Here is a 14,609-nt window from a genome sequence, read left to right on the forward strand (position 1 = left end):
GAGGCGCGGGTCGCGTCCGGCGGTCCGCGTCGCGTCGGTCGCGGTCACCCCTTCACCGCCCCGGTCAGGCCGCCGACGATGCGGCGCTGGAAGATCGTGAAGAACACCAGCGCCGGGATCATCGACATCGAGGTGAACGCGAGCACCTTGGCGGTGTCGACGGAGTACTGCGACGAGAACGACTGGACCCCGAGCGGCAGCGTGTAGGCGGCCTCGTTGTTCAGGATGAACAGCGGCAGGATGTAGCTGTTCCAGCTGGCGATGAACGCCAGGATGCCGACCGTGACGACGCCGGGCAGCGACAGCGGCACGACCATCCGGAAGAAGAACCCGAGACGGCTCGCCCCGTCGATCGACGCGGCCTCCTCGAGCTCGTCGGGGATGGCGCGCAGGAACGGCACCAGGATGATCACGGTGGTCGGCAGCGCGAACGCGATCTGCGGCAGGATCACGCCGGCCAGGCTGTTCGTCAGACCGAGGTCCTTGACGAGCAGGTACAGCGGGGTGATCGCGACGGTGATCGGGAACATCAGCCCCGCGGCGAACAGGGCGTACAGCGCCCCGCGGCCGGCGAACCGGTAGCGGGCGAGCACGAAGCTCACCATCAGCCCGAGCACGACGACCCCGAGGGTGGTCGTGACGGCGCTGATCGTCGAGTTGCCGAGCTGCTGCCAGAAGATGCCGCTCGACAGCACGGAGCCGTAGTTGCCGAACTCGAACGGTGCAGGCAGCCCGGCGGGGCTCGTGGTGATCTGTGAGTTGGTCCGGAAGCCGCCCAGCACGATGTAGAGCACGGGTGCCAGGTTGGCGGCGACGAACAGGATCGCGACGACGTAGGTCAGCGGGTTGGCGCGTCCGATCGCGGCACTGGACCGGCGCTCCCGCACGGCCCGGCGCCCGGGGGCGACGATGCTCGTGGTGGCCATCAGTTCTTCCTCTCGGTGAGTGCACCCGCGGTGTCACGGCGGAGCACGAAGCGCTGGTAGATCAGGGCGACCACGAGCGAGATCACGAACATCACGACCGCGACGGCGCTGCCGAAGCCGAAGTTGCCCGAGGTCCGGCCGTTGGCGACCATGTACGTCGCCATCGTCGAGGTACCCGCGGTCGAGGCGATGTACTGGCCCCAGATGATGTAGACGAGGTCGAACAGCTGCAGCGAGCCGATGATCGACAGGAACGCCCAGATGCGGATGGTCGGTCCGAGGAGCGGCAGGGTGATGCGCCGCTGGATCTGCCAGTAGCCGGCACCGTCGATGGCGGCGGCCTCGAACAGTTCCTCGGGGATGCTCTGCAGGCCGGCGAGGAACAGGATCACCGCGAAGCCGATGTACTTCCACGAGATGATCACGAGCAGCGTCCAGATGGCGATGTCGGGGTTCGACAGCCAGTCCGCACGGAGTCCGCCCAGGCCGATGCTCTGGAACAGGTCGTTCACGGCGCCGTTCGACTGGAGCATGAGGCTCCACCCGGTGCCGACGATCACCTCGGAGATGACGTACGGCACGAAGACGAGCACGCGGACGAGCCCGCGGCCGTGCATCTTCTGGTTGAGCAGCAGGGCGAGCACGATCGCGATCGGCCCCTGCAACACCAGCGAGAGCACGACGATGAAGCCGTTGTGCATCAGGACCGCGTGGAACGCCTTGTCCTGGAAGATGATCAGGTAGTTCTGCAGCCCGACGAAGTCGGTGGGCGGGCCGTAGCCCTGCCACTTGAAGAACCCGTAGTAGGCGGCGAGGCCCACGGGCAGGATCACGAACGTGACGAAGACGATGACCGCGGGTCCGGCGAGGACCGCGATCTCGACGCGCTTCCGCCAGTCCGCGATGCGGCGCGTGGTCCGCCGACCGGCGGGGAGCGGCGAACCGCTCCCCGCCGGGGACGTCCCCGCGGCCGTGTCCGACCCGGTGGCCGGAGTCGTACCGAGCGAGGTGTCGAGGGCCATGCTCAGCCCTTGGCCGCAGCCTGGTTGGTGGTCTCGACGATGTCCTTCGCGTCACCCTTGCCGGCGAGCAGGTCGACGACGCTGGTGTTCAGCGCGTTGCCGACGTTCTGGCCGTACAGGGTGTCCAGGTACTGCGAGACGAACGGGGCGTCCTGGTAGGCGGCCAGGGCCGACTTCAGGTAGTCCGAGTCGACGACCGACTGGGCGTCCTTGTTCACCGGGATGGCGTTGAAGGCCTTGTAGTACGCCTCCTGGTTGTCCTTCTGCACGATGAAGTTCAGGAAGTCGGTGCACGCCTTCTTCGGGGCCTGTGCGGAGCAGGAGTTGCCGTCGACACCACCCATCATCGACTTCGGGTCACCCTTGCCACCGTCGGTCGCGGGGAACGGGAACCAGCCGAGGTCGGGCAGCGGCTTGGCGTCCGGCGTCAGCGATGCGATCACGCCCGGGTCCCACGCACCCATGAGCTCCATGGCCGCCTTGTGGTTGGCGAGGAGACCGGCGGAGCTGCCGGCACCCTGCTGTGCCGCGGTGGTCAGGAAGCCGTTGTTGAAGGGCTTGGTGGCGTTGAAGTCCTCGAGCTGCTCGCCGGCCTTCGTCCAGCAGGCGTTGTCGAACTTCAGGGACTTCGCCGCGTCCTCGAGCGTCTTCTGGCTGCACTCGCGGAGTGCGAAGTTGTAGTACCAGTGGGCGGCCGGCCAGGCGTCCTTCGCGCCGACGGCGACCGGGTCGATGTCCTTGGCCTTGAGCTTCGTGATCGCGTCGTTCAGCTCGTCCATGGTCGTGGGCGTGCCCTCGATGCCGGCTTCCTTGAACAGGTCCTTCGAGTACCAGATGCCCTCGGGGAGCACCGCGCCGGGCATGGCGTAGGTCTTGCCGTCCTTCTCGTAGCCGGCGAACGTGCCCGCGCTGATGGACTTCTTCGCGTCGGCGCTGATGGAGTCGGAGATGTCCATGAGCTGCCCGGCGGCGATCATCGCGTCCATCTTGCCGCCGCCACGCTGCAGGAACACGTCGGGGGCGTCGCCGGAGTTGAGAGCGGTCTGGAGCTTGCCGTCCAGGTCCTCGTTCTGGATCGCCTGGGTCTTGATGGTGACGTTCGGGTACTTCTCCTCGAACGCCTTGACCGTCGAGGCCCAGTAGGCCTTGCCCGGTCCGGTCGTCGAGTTGTGCCAGAAGGTCATCGTGACCTTCCCGCCGTCCTCGGAGGCATCGCTGCCCGCCGAGCACCCGCTGGCCACCAGTGCGGTCGCCCCGATCAGCGCGATGGCTGCCGCGGCACGGATCTTCCTCGTCATCGTGGAACTCCTGAAGTGTCGTCGTTGACATGGCGCGACATCGACTGCCGCTGCGGAGAGCATGCCTGCTGCTCGGGGGCGGTGTCAATCGATATCGATAACGTTTTCTTAACCGATCGCAGGGTGTCGCAGCGGTACGGTGTGCACATGGACTCGGCACTCGGCGCGCGTCCCGGTGCCGGCCGGGTGACGATCGGCGACGTGGCACGAGCGGCCGGGGTCTCGATCCCGACGGTCTCCAAGGTGATCAACCAGCGCGACGGTGTCGCCGCCGCCACCATGCTCCGCGTGCAGCAGGTGGTCGAGGACCTGGGGTACGAGACCTCGCTGGTCGCCCGGAGCCTGCGCAGTTCGCGGACCGGGGTCGTCGGCATCCTGGTGCCCGAGTTCGAGCCGTTCTCGACCGAGCTGCTCCGCGGGATCTCGCGGGCGGCCACCGGCACCGGCTACGAACTGCTCGCCTACGCCGGCCTGATGACCGGCGCCGACCGACCCGGCTGGGAACGCCGGTCGCTGTCACGACTGTCCGGCACCCTGATCGACGGCGCGATCGTGGTCACCCCGACCACGGCCCTGTCGAGCTCCTCGATCCCCGTCGTGGCGATCGACCCGCACACCGGGCCCGAGGGTCACGCCACCGTCGACGCCGACAACGAAGCCGGAGCCGTCCAGGCCGTCGAGCACCTGCTCGCGCTCGGGCACACCCGCATCGCGCACCTGCAGGGTCGCGCCGACCTGGCGTCCGCCCAGCTCCGGGCCGCCGGCTACCGTTCCGCCCTGACCGCCGCCGGCATCACCGTCGACGAGTGCCTGCTGCGCGACGGCGGCTACCAGGAGGACCAGTCCGCGGCCGTCACCCGGGATCTCCTGGCCCTCGACGACCGCCCCACCGCGGTGTTCGCGGCGAACGACTCGTCGGCGATCGGTGTGCTCCGCGCCGCGGCCGAGGTCGGGCTCCGCGTTCCCCAGGACCTGTCCGTCGTGGGCTTCGACGACGTGCCGCAGGCCTCCACCACGACCCCGCCGCTCACCACGGTGTCGCAGCCGCTCGACGAGCTCGGGTCGCACGCCGTGCAGATGCTCCTGACCATGCTCCGTGGCGAGCCGACCACGGACCACGTCCGGCTCCCCACGACCCTGCGGGTGCGGGCGAGCACCGGCCCGGCGCCGCGACCCACGGCCGGCCGCTGAGCACCCGTCGTCGTCAGCGGCGCAGGGTCTGCTTCGGGTACTCGCCGAACCGGGCCGCGTACGCCGCCGAGAACCGGCCGAGGTGGGCGAACCCCCACCGTCGGGCGACGTCACCGACGACCCCGGCCTGTGGGTCGAGCTCGAGCAGTTCGCCGTGGACCCGGTCGAGCCGGACCTCGCGCAGGTAGGTCAGCGGCGACACGTCGAAGACCCGGCGGAACGACTCCTGCACCGACCGCACGCTCAGGCCGGCGACCTCGGACAGCTCCTGGACGGTGACCGGCTCGGCGGCGTGGGCGTGGATGTACTCCACCGCGGCCCGCAGCCGGGCATTCCGGGGGAGATCGAGCACCGCGGGCAGGTCGTCGGCCTGCGGCGGGAACGTGTCCAGGAACGCGGTGGCGGCCGACCGCTTGGCCTCGTGCCACGCGTCGGAGTCGGGCCCCTCGGCTCGCAGGGCACGCGACAGCGCCACGAGCGCCTCCTGCCAGCGCTCCGCGGTGTCGGGCTCCGGTACCCGGGTCGGGTCGAACCGCAGCGGCGCCGTCTCGACCTCCAGGTGCTCGTACGCGACGCGGTGCACGTAGTCACGCCCGAAGTGCACCAGCCGCTGGTCGTGGTCCTCGGCCGTGAACACGAAGTCGTCCTCGGGCGGCAGGAGCACGGGGACGTCGCGGCGCAGCTGCATCCGCGCACGCCCGGAGTCGAGCGACGCGGTGCCGCTCGTGATCCAGGTCACGACGTAGTCCGCCCCGACGGGCACCGAGCCACGCACGGCACCGCGGAGCCGCGAACGCCGGATGCTCACCTCGGAGTCGCCGACGGCCGTGTACCGGTACGAGAAGTCGTCGTCGATGCGCCGGACGGACCACCGATCGGCACCGTGGACGGCGGCGAGGTCGCGCTCGGCGGCGTAGGGGTCCCCGCCGGCGACCTCGAACCGCACCGGTTCGCCGGCCCGGTCGGCACCCTGCGGGTCCGGGACGGGGTCAGCCACGGCGCCCTGCTCCCGACGCCGCCACCCGGACCGTTCCACGAACCGCGCTATGTGGATACGCTGGGGTGGTGACTGCGGCGTATCGTGACCCGGACGAGACCCGTGCAGAGGGGGCGCTGTCGTGAGCGATGTCGACCTCGACGCAGCGCTGACCCGGCTCGAGGCCGCGGTCTCCGAACTCCGCGGGCGGCTGCGCGACGAACTCGGCGTCTCCGGCGGCGACCTGACGCTGCTGCAGTTCGTGTCCCGCGCCGAAGCAGCGGGCCGGACCGTGCGCGTGAAGGACCTGTCGAAGCACCTGGGACTCACCGGCCCGGCGGTCACCGGCATGGTGGACCGACTCGAGCACAGCGGACACCTCAGTCGCGTCCCGAACCCCGACGACGGCCGGAGCCGGTACATCGAGCTGACCGATGCCGCCCGCCGCGACTACACGCGCGCGATGGACGGCACGAACAAGCACCTGCACGACCTGATGGCCTCCTTCTCGGAACGGGAGCGGGCCAGGTTCGTGCGGATCATCGACCGCATCGTCGCAGCCGTCGATCTCGGCGCACCGAGCCCCTGACGGCAGGGTACGGGCGGTCAGCGCGACGCTCGGACGAATGTCCAGCATACGCAGCTAGGTAAGTTCTCTACCTATCTCCGTATGCCGGACACCCGTCACCCCTTGACGGCGCCGGAGGTCAGACCGGACACGATCGAGCGGCGGAACACGAGCACCAGGATCACGATCGGCACCGTGGCGGCCACGCTCGCGGCGAAGATCTGCGCGAACGGCACCGTGAACTGCGTCCCGAAGAGCGCGATGCCGACCGGGATCGTCCGGAACGAGTTCTCGCTGTTGAAGGTCAGCGCCATCAGGAACTCGCTCCACGATGCCGTGAAGGTGAAGACGCCGACCGTGAACAGGCCCGGCTTGGCCATCGGCAGGATCACGCTCAGCACGGTGCGCCACGCCCCGGCCCCGTCGATCTCGGACGCCTCCTCGATCGTCGACGGGATCCCCTGCAGGTAGTTCCGCATGATCCAGATGGCGAACGGCAGGTTGAACGCGACGTACGGCACGATCAGACCCGGGTACGAGTTGAGCAGCCCGAGGTTGCGCTCGAGCAGGTACAGCGGCGTCAGCACCGCGATCGCCGGGAACACCGACAGCATGAGCAACGAGGTCATGATCGCCGTTCGGCCCCGGATGAACCGGCCGGCCAGCGCGTACCCGGCCAGGAACGCCAGCGCGAGCACGATCACCGTGGTCGACACCGACACGATGACGCTGTTCACCATGTACTGGCCGAGCGCGTTGTCACGGAAGGCCACCACGAAGTTGTCGAAGGTGAACGACTGCGGCCACACGGTGGGCGGCGACTGCCCGATCTCGGACGCCGGCTTGAGCGACGTCGTGACGAGCCAGTACAGCGGCAGCGCCGTGAGCACCGCGATGACGACACCGCTGACGTTCACGGTGTTGACCCACTTCCGCCAGCCCTTGCGCACACGTTGACGGGGCATCAGTCGTCCCCTCCCTTCGCCTGGTTCCGGAACGCCCGGAGGAACAGCAGACACCCGGCCGCGACGATGATCGCGGTCGAGGTCGCGATCGCGGCGCCCGGACCGATGTTGATGTCCTGGAAGAGCACCTTGTAGCCCATGATCGCGAGCGACTGGGTGGCGGTGCCCGGTCCGCCGTTCGTCAGCACGAACGGCAGGTCGAAGACGCCGAACGCCTGCAGGATGCGGAACAGCACCGCGATAGTCAGGGTCGGGGTGAGCTGCGGCAGCACCACACGCCAGAACGTCTGCCAGGTGCTCGCCCCGTCGAGCTCGGCGGCCTCGTAGTGGTCCTCGGAGATCTGCACCAGCCCGGCGAGCAGGATGATCGCGACGAACGGCGTCGTCTTCCAGATGTCCGCGACCATCAGCCCGGTGATCGCGGGCACCGGTTCACCGAGGATCACCGGGGCGTCCCCGAACAGACCGAAGAACCACGTCGCGACGCCGTAGGTGCTGTCGTAGATGTACTTCCACAGCTGCGCGTTGACGATGGTGACGAGCGACCACGGGATGAGCATGAGCGCGAGCATCCAGCCGCGGGTGGCCCCGAGCCGCTCGAGCACCAGCGCGACGAGCATGCCGAGCACGAGCTCGACCGAGACCGTCACCACCGTGTAGAGCACCGTGAACCCGAGCGCCCGGTACCAGTCGGCACTCTGCAGCAGGGCCGCGTAGTTGTCGAACCCGAACGACTGGATGGTGAAGCCCTCGTAGCCGACCTCGACGTCCGCGAAGCTCAGGACGACCGAGTACACGACCGGGAAGATCGTGACCGCGGCGACCACCAGGAGCGCCGGGGCCGCGAAGCCCCACGCACCCCGCGAGCGGATGCGGTCGAGACGCGACCGCCCCGTCGGCCGGGGCGGCGGATCGACGCGCCCCGTGCCTCCAGGCCGTGCCGGCCGTGTCGCGGTGCCGGCGCTCACAGCGCTGCTCCCTGCAGTGCCAGCGAGATGGCGGAGGCCATCGCGCTGGTGCCGCCGTCGACGGACGCCTGCCCACCGAGGATGCTGTTGCCGTTCTGGTAGATGCCCTGCGACACCTTCGGGTAGTAGGCGGTCGAGGTCGGGCGGGGCACGAGCGTGATGCCCGCCGCCGTGTCGTAGGTGGGACGCTCCTGGCGCTTCGCGTCCTCGCTGACGAGTGAGGCGCTCCGCGCCGGCAGGACGCCGCCCTCGCGGGTCAGGAACTGCTGCGCGGTCTCGCTCGACATCCAGCGCGCGAAGGTCAGTGCCGCCGCGGGCTCCTGCGTGTGCGGGTTGATGTAGTTCCCCCACCCGCCGATCGTCGAGTGGTGCTCGTCCATGCCGTCGAACGTCGGCCGGGCGGCCAGACCCACCTTGCCGGCGACCCGGCTGTCCGGACCGTTCGCGATCCCCCACGCGTACGACCAGTTGCGGAGGAACGCCGCACGGCCGCCGGAGAACGCGTCGTTGGTGTCCTGCTCCTGGTACGTCAGGGTGGCCCGCGGCGACGCCCCCTCGGTGATCAGCGAGCGCATGAACTCGAAGGCGCGCTTGGTCTCGGAGCTCGTCGTCTCGGGCTTGGTCAGGTCGTCGTTGAGCAACGACCCACCAGCATCCGCGACGAACTCGGTGACGTTGCAGGTCAGCCCCTCGTACACGTCGCCCTGGAACGCGAACCCGTAGCTGACGTCACCGGTGTCGACGAGCTTCGCGGCGGTCTCGCGCACTTCCTCCCACGACGCCGGCACCTGCAGGGAGTGCTTCGCGAGCAGGTCCTTCCGGTACAGGAAGAACGACTCGTCGATGTACAGCGGGAACATGTAGTACGTGCCGTCGACGCTCGCCGCGAGCCGGAGCCCCTCGGGGAACTGGTCGAAGAAGTCCTCACCGACGAGCTGGTTCACCGGGGTCGCGAGCTTGTTCTTCGCGAACTGCCCGGGCCACGCGACGTCACCCAGGTAGACGTCCGGCGTGCTGCTGCCCGCCGCGATCTGGGTCGTCAGGCTGGTGCGGTTCGTGTCGGTGTCGCTCGGGGCACTGACGATCCGGACCCGGATGTTCGGGTGCTCCTTCTGGAACTCCGCGATGAGCCGACGGCGCAGGTCACCCCCGTCCTTCGAGGCGACCTGGCCGGCCCACCAGCTGATCGTCGCCTCGCCCTCGGGCGGTTCGGTGGGCCAGTCCTCAACCCGCGTGCGCTCGGGTCGGGTGGAGCAGCCGGCGAGCAGCAGCACCCCCGCTCCCCCGAGCATGAACGTCCTCCGGTCGATGGCCATCCGTCCTCCTCGACGTGTGGTGCTGCGAACCTGTGCATCCACACAACCAGGCGGAGCCTGGGCTGTCCGCAGGGATCTGTCGCTTTCGCTGGTGGCTCCGTGGGGCCGGGGGCGACGGCCTGGAGGCGCGTGGCAGGGACGACCCGCGCCTCCGGACCGGCGGGTGGTCAGGCCGGGGCGGGGGCCGTGGACTCGGCGATCCGCAGCGTGCACGGCAGCAGGAAGTGCGGCAGGTCCTCCGAGGTGCCGTCGAGCTGCTCGATGAGGGCGTCGGCGGCCCGCACGCCGAGCTCCGGGCCGGGGGCGACCATCGTCGACAGCCGCGGGTAGTGCTGGTCCGCGTTCGCCTCGGACGACGCGATGCTGAGCACCGAGACGTCCTCGGGGACCCGCCGCCCGGCGGTGTACAGCCCGACCAGGACGCCGGCGGACGAGTCGTCCTTCATCACGAGCACGGCGGTGACGTCGGGGTCCGCCGCGAGCAGGTCACTCGCGGCCTGCCGGCCGCCGTCACTGCCGGGCCCCGCCGTGACGATCGTCCCGGTCAGTCCGCGCTCGACCATCGCCTGCCGGAACGTCGACTCGACGCGCAGGTGCGGTGCGTAGCCGGCCATCGGGGTGCCCTCGAGGTCCTCGAGGACGAGCCCGAACCGCCGGTGCCCGAGGGCCTGGAGGTGGTCGAGGCTGTCCTCGATCGTCGTCTCGAAGTCGATGTCGACGAAGGGCAGCCCGCTGCTGTCGCGGGTCCGGCCGATCAGGGTGAACGGCACGTCGAGGTCGGTGAGGACGGCGACGCGGGGGTCGTCCATCCGCACCTCCATCAGGATGACGCCGTCCACGAGTCCGCCCGACACGAGGTCGTCCAGGTCGTCGCCGGCAGGGTCCACGGGCCAGAGCACGAGGTGGTACCCCCGCTCGGACGCACGCTCCGCCGCGCTCATGAAGAACTGCGAGGTGGTCGGGCTGAAGCGGTTGCCGGTGGTCGGGAACAGCAGCGCGATGATCCGGGTGCGTCGGCTCGCGAGCGCACGGGCGACGACGTTGCCACGGAACTTCAGCTCGCGCATCGCGGTCCGCACCCGCGCCGTGGTTCCGGGGGTCACGTACTTCGTCCCGTTCACCACGAAGGACACGGTGGCGATCGAGACCCCCGCCCGATCGGCGACCTGCTGCATCGTGGCCATGCCGCTGATCCTAGCGCTCGCCGTGTCAGAAAAGCGCTTTACAGGTGAAGCGCTTATCTGTTAGCTTCTCGCCCCAGGAGCACAGCGACGATGACGTCAGCGGCCTCGTCGATGCGTGCCTGTCCCAGCATCCGTCAAGAGAAGAGCTCTGCAATGAAGCAAAGATTCCCCTCCCAGTCGCGCCGGACCCGCGCCCTCGTCGGCGCCGTCGCCGTGCTTGCCACGGTCCCCCTGGTCCTGTCCGGGTGCTCCGGCTCCGGATCGGCCTCGTCGGGCGGCAGCAAGGCCCTGACGATCGAGGACTACTACGACGCGAACTACAACCCGGTCTACAAGCAGTGCGCCAAGGAAGTCGGCGCGACGGTCACGATCAACCACGTCGCCGGCGCCGGCCTGATCTCGAAGGTGCTGCAGCAGGCGTCGTCGAAGACGCTGCCCGACGTCCTCATGCTCGACAACCCCGACGTGCAGCAGATCGCGTCGTCTGGTGCGCTGTCCGACCTGTCGGCCTACGGGCTCGACGCCGACGGCGACGTCCCCGGCGTGAAGGCGGCGAGCACCTACAAGGGCAAGCTCTACGGCCTGCAGTCGAACACGAACTCCATCGCGCTCTACTACAACAAGAAGCTGCTGGCGGACGCCGGTGTCCAGCCACCCAAGACGTGGGACGAGCTCAAGGCCGCCGCGAAGCAGCTCACCAAGGGCTCGACCTACGGCTTCGCGATGAGCAACATCAACACGTACGAGGGCACCTGGCAGTTCCTGCCGTTCTTCTGGTCGAACGGTGGTGACGAGAAGAACATCGCCACCGCGGACGCCACCCAGGCCCTGCAGCTCGTCGAGGACCTGCAGGACGACGGCTCGATGTCCAAGAGCTCGATCAACTGGGCCCAGGCGGACGTCAACAACCAGTTCCTGGCCGGCAAGGCCGCGATGATGATCAACGGCCCCTGGCAGCTCCCGGCGCTCAACGAGAAGAAGAGCCTCGAGTTCGACAGCGTCCCGATCCCGACACGCACCGGCGAGGCCACGGTCGCACCGCTCGGCGGCGAGGCGTTCACCGTCCCGCAGACCGGTGACAAGGACAAGATGCAGCTCGCCGGCAAGTTCGTCGGCTGCCTGCACACGCAGAAGATGCAGAAGGCCCTGTCCGAGGTGAGCGGCAACGTGCCGACGAACCTCGAGGCCGGCGCCGCGTGGGCGAAGGACCACCCGCAGGTCGCGTCCTTCGTGACCACGGTGCAGACCGCTCGCGCTCGCACCGGTGAGCTCGGACCCGACTGGCCCAAGGCCGCCACGAAGATCTACACCGCCGTCCAGCTCGCCCTCACCGGCAAGGCCAGCCCCGAGGCAGCGCTCAAGCAGGCGCAGTCCCAAGAGCAGTAGTCCACGGGGAGCCGGCCGACCGGTCGGCTCCCTCCGGCGACGAGGAAAGGACCCCGGCGTGAGCGCCTCGACACAGACACGACCACGGACGATCCCGCCCGTGACGACACCCCGACCCGGGCAACGACGAGCCCGGTTCCGATCCGGCGTGACCCGATGGCTCTTCGTGGTGCCAGCGGCGGTCTTCGTGGCCGTCTTCTTCGGCTACCCGGTGGTGAAGAACATCGTCATGTCCTTCCAGGACTACACGACGGCGACCTTCTTCACCGGCGAGGCCCCCTGGGTGGGACTCGCCAACTACATCTCGGTGTTCCAGAGCTCGGTGTTCACGACGAGCCTCGTGAACACCGCGCTGTTCACGGCGGGCTCGATCATCCTGCAGTTCGTCATCGGGCTGAGCCTGGCGCTGTTCTTCCGCCGGCACTTCCCGCTGTCGGGCTTCCTGCGGGGACTGCTGCTCCTGCCGTGGCTGCTGCCGCTCATCGCGTCCAGCGCGGTGTGGAAGTGGCTGCTCGACCAGGACAGCGGCGCGCTCAACCAGCTCCTCGGTGTGGTCGGCATCGCCCCCGTGCCGTGGCTGGTCAGCCCGAGCCTGGCGCTCATCGCCGTGATCGGCGTCAACGTCTGGCTCGGCATCCCGTTCAACACGACGATCCTGTACAGCGGTCTGCAGTCCGTGCCGCCGGAACTCTACGAGGCCGGCTCGCTCGACGGCGCCACCGGGTTCAAGGCGTTCTGGTACATCACCTGGCCGAGCATCCGGTCGGTGGTCAGCGTCGTGATCGTGCTCGGGGTCGTCTACACGTTGAAGGTCGTGGACATCATCCTCGGCTTGACCGGCGGCGGCCCGGCCAACTCGACCCAGACCCTGGCCACGAACGCCTACCACCAGTCGTTCATCAACTTCCAGTTCGGCATCGGAGCCGCGGTCAGCAACGTGCTCATCGTCGTCTCGTTCGTCTTCGCGATGGTCTACATCGCGATCTCACGGAAGGCGGTCGACGAATGAGCGTCGGACTCGCGAACCAGACCGTCACCGCCACCCGCGCGATCACCACCAAGAGCGCCCGTGCCCCCCGGCCACGCGGTTCGGCGAAGGGGATCCCGTTCACGATCCTCGGCTGCGTGTTCCTCGCGATCATGGTGTTCCCCGTCTACTGGATGGTGAACACCAGCCTGCAGGCGACGTCCGGGGCCGCCACGGCCACGTGGTTCCCGTTCTCCCCCACCTTCGCCGGCTACCAGGCCGCGTTCGCCCAGCAGGGGCAGAACTTCGTCTCGAGCATGATCATCGGACTCGGCACCGTCCTGCTGACGCTCGCCATCGCGACACCGGCCGCGTACGGGCTCGCACGGTTCCGGATGCGCGGCGGCCGGGTGTTCCTGCTCGTGCTGCTGATCACGCAGATGATCCCGGCGATCGTCATCGCGAACGCGCTGTACACGCTGTTCAACAACATCGGGCTGCTCAACAGCTACGTCGGGCTGATCCTGGCCGACAGCGCGGTCCAGGTGCCCTTCGCCATCCTGCTCATGCGGGCGTTCATGGAGTCGATCCCACCGAGCCTGGTCGAGGCGGCACTCGTCGACGGCGCCAGCGACTTCCGGGCGTTCGTGTCGATCGTCGTGCCGATCAGCCGGAACGCCATCGTCACCGCGGCGCTCTTCACGTTCCTCGGCGCGTGGGGCGACTTCCTCATCGCACTGACCCTGACGTCGACGACCGCGGTCCGACCGATCACGCTCGGCATCTACAACTACATCGGCTCGAACGTCACGGACTGGGGTCCCGTCATGGCGACCTCGGTGCTGGCGTCCCTGCCCGCTGCCGTCCTGCTGATCTTCGCGCAGAAGTACATCTCCGCCGGTGCCCTCGGCGGTGCCGTCAAGTGACGGCACCGGACCGCAGCCGCCACGCATCCCAGCCAGAAAGGCACACACCATGACCACCACCCCGCTCCGCATCACCGTCTGGGGCGAGAACGTCCACGAGCAGGTCGAGCAGCACGTCGCCGAGCGGTACCCCGACGGCATGCACGGCGCGATCGCGGACGGCATCCGCGAGCACCTGCCCGAGGCCGTCGTCCGGACCGCCACCATGCAGGAACCGGAGCACGGCCTCACCGACGAGGTCCTGGCGGACACCGACGTGCTCACCTGGTGGGGGCACGCCGCACACCAGGACGTCGACGACGCCGTGGTCGACCGGGTGCACCGGCACGTGCTCTCCGGCATGGGGCTGCTCGTGCTGCACTCCGGCCACTGGTCGAAGATCTTCGGCAAGCTCATGGGCACCACCTGCACCCTGCGGTGGCGCAGCGAGCACGACCAGGAGCTCGTCTGGACCGTCAACCCCCAGCACCCGATCACCCGCGGGGTGCCGAACCCGATCGTCATCCCCGAGCAGGAGATGTACGGCGAGTACTTCGACGTCCCGACGCCCGACGAGCTCGTGTTCATCTCGGGCTTCACGGGCGGCGAGGTGTTCCGGAGCGGCATGACGTACCGCCGCGGCCTGGGGAAGATCTTCTACTTCTCCCCCGGTGACCAGGACTTCCCCGTCTACCACCACCCGGACGTCCGCCGGGTGATCGCGAACGGCGCCGAGTGGGCACGGCCGGAGCGCGAGCGCGAGATGCCGACGCTCCGCCGCTACGACCTGGGCGAGTACTTCGACGGGCAGCACTACCGCGGCCCGTTCGACGACGCCGAGCCGGAGACGGCCGCCCCGGCGGCCGCCGAGCCCGCGGTCACCGAGCCGGCAGCCAGTGCGCCCGCTGCCGAGCGCGACGGGGCGCAGGCGTGAGCC

14 protein-coding genes are annotated in these 14,609 nt (G+C 69.0%); 6 read left to right on the top strand and 8 right to left on the bottom strand.

Translation table 11 applies throughout. From position 1 onward, the window contains the following. Nucleotides 1-44 precede the first annotated feature (44 nt). From BIU95_RS10865 to BIU95_RS10875, 3 genes are read right to left on the bottom strand one after another with little or no spacing between them, the layout of a single operon-like run. Nucleotides 45-926 (bottom strand): carbohydrate ABC transporter permease, encoded by an 882-nt coding sequence (locus BIU95_RS10865; RefSeq protein ID WP_017886791.1) that lies wholly within the window; start codon nucleotides 924-926, stop codon nucleotides 45-47. Further along, a complete protein-coding gene (locus BIU95_RS10870; RefSeq protein ID WP_017886792.1) occupies nucleotides 926-1,948 on the bottom strand; it encodes a carbohydrate ABC transporter permease in 1,023 nt (340 codons plus the stop codon). Before BIU95_RS10870 ends, BIU95_RS10865 begins: the two co-directional genes overlap by 1 nt. 2 nt (nucleotides 1,949-1,950) lie before the next feature. Then, nucleotides 1,951-3,246: an ABC transporter substrate-binding protein gene (locus tag BIU95_RS10875; RefSeq protein ID WP_017886793.1), complete on the bottom strand. Its 1,296-nt coding sequence runs from the start codon at nucleotides 3,244-3,246 to the stop codon at nucleotides 1,951-1,953. Between the two features lie 147 nt (nucleotides 3,247-3,393). On the opposite strand from BIU95_RS10875, the gene BIU95_RS10880 reads away from it, so the two are divergent. Next, on the top strand, nucleotides 3,394-4,437 hold the full coding sequence (locus BIU95_RS10880; protein ID WP_031259519.1) for a LacI family DNA-binding transcriptional regulator: 1,044 nt from the start codon (nucleotides 3,394-3,396) through the stop codon (nucleotides 4,435-4,437). A 13-nt stretch (nucleotides 4,438-4,450) separates the two neighbouring features. Here the strand turns inward: BIU95_RS10880 and BIU95_RS10885 are convergent, their stop codons facing one another. After that, nucleotides 4,451-5,434 (bottom strand): helix-turn-helix domain-containing protein, encoded by a 984-nt coding sequence (locus tag BIU95_RS10885; RefSeq protein ID WP_071251670.1) that lies wholly within the window; start codon nucleotides 5,432-5,434, stop codon nucleotides 4,451-4,453. 121 nt (nucleotides 5,435-5,555) lie between these two features. On the opposite strand from BIU95_RS10885, the gene BIU95_RS10890 reads away from it, so the two are divergent. Next, the gene (locus BIU95_RS10890) at nucleotides 5,556-6,002 is read left to right on the top strand and encodes a MarR family winged helix-turn-helix transcriptional regulator (RefSeq protein WP_017886796.1); all 447 of its coding nucleotides are present in this window, start codon (nucleotides 5,556-5,558) and stop codon (nucleotides 6,000-6,002) included. 95 nt (nucleotides 6,003-6,097) lie between these two features. On the opposite strand, the gene BIU95_RS10895 is transcribed toward BIU95_RS10890, so the two are convergent. The 4 genes from BIU95_RS10895 to BIU95_RS10910 form a co-directional block, all read right to left on the bottom strand. Next, nucleotides 6,098-6,946 (bottom strand): carbohydrate ABC transporter permease, encoded by an 849-nt coding sequence (locus tag BIU95_RS10895; protein WP_027464448.1) that lies wholly within the window; start codon nucleotides 6,944-6,946, stop codon nucleotides 6,098-6,100. Further along, the gene (locus BIU95_RS10900; RefSeq protein ID WP_175470757.1) at nucleotides 6,946-7,914 is read right to left on the bottom strand and encodes a carbohydrate ABC transporter permease; all 969 of its coding nucleotides are present in this window, start codon (nucleotides 7,912-7,914) and stop codon (nucleotides 6,946-6,948) included. Before BIU95_RS10900 ends, BIU95_RS10895 begins: the two co-directional genes overlap by 1 nt. Continuing rightward, on the bottom strand, nucleotides 7,911-9,230 hold the full coding sequence (locus tag BIU95_RS10905) for an ABC transporter substrate-binding protein (RefSeq protein ID WP_017886799.1): 1,320 nt from the start codon (nucleotides 9,228-9,230) through the stop codon (nucleotides 7,911-7,913). The genes BIU95_RS10900 and BIU95_RS10905 overlap by 4 nt, the downstream gene beginning before the upstream one ends. Before the next feature lie 167 nt (nucleotides 9,231-9,397). Beyond that, on the bottom strand, nucleotides 9,398-10,414 hold the full coding sequence (locus BIU95_RS10910) for a LacI family DNA-binding transcriptional regulator (protein WP_175470758.1): 1,017 nt from the start codon (nucleotides 10,412-10,414) through the stop codon (nucleotides 9,398-9,400). Nucleotides 10,415-10,567: 153 nt separating this feature from the next. Here BIU95_RS10910 and BIU95_RS10915 point away from each other — a divergent pair, with 153 nt between their 5' ends. The 4 genes from BIU95_RS10915 to BIU95_RS10930 all read left to right on the top strand — a co-directional run bounded on the left by BIU95_RS10915 (nucleotide 10,568) and on the right by BIU95_RS10930 (nucleotide 14,606). Beyond that, complete coding sequence (locus BIU95_RS10915; protein ID WP_042537758.1) at nucleotides 10,568-11,800, top strand: sugar ABC transporter substrate-binding protein; 1,233 nt, start codon at nucleotides 10,568-10,570, stop codon at nucleotides 11,798-11,800. Nucleotides 11,801-11,948: 148 nt separating this feature from the next. After that, nucleotides 11,949-12,809 (top strand): carbohydrate ABC transporter permease, encoded by an 861-nt coding sequence (locus BIU95_RS10920; protein ID WP_017886802.1) that lies wholly within the window; start codon nucleotides 11,949-11,951, stop codon nucleotides 12,807-12,809. Between the two features lie 131 nt (nucleotides 12,810-12,940). Beyond that, on the top strand, nucleotides 12,941-13,693 hold the full coding sequence (locus tag BIU95_RS10925) for a carbohydrate ABC transporter permease (protein ID WP_228499620.1): 753 nt from the start codon (nucleotides 12,941-12,943) through the stop codon (nucleotides 13,691-13,693). Nucleotides 13,694-13,742: 49 nt separating this feature from the next. Beyond that, nucleotides 13,743-14,606 (top strand): ThuA domain-containing protein, encoded by an 864-nt coding sequence (locus BIU95_RS10930; RefSeq protein WP_017886804.1) that lies wholly within the window; start codon nucleotides 13,743-13,745, stop codon nucleotides 14,604-14,606. Nucleotides 14,607-14,609: the final 3 nt, after the last annotated feature.

This window comes from Curtobacterium sp. MCBA15_007, assembly GCF_001864905.1.
Taxonomy (GTDB): Bacteria; Actinomycetota; Actinomycetes; order Actinomycetales; family Microbacteriaceae; genus Curtobacterium; species Curtobacterium poinsettiae.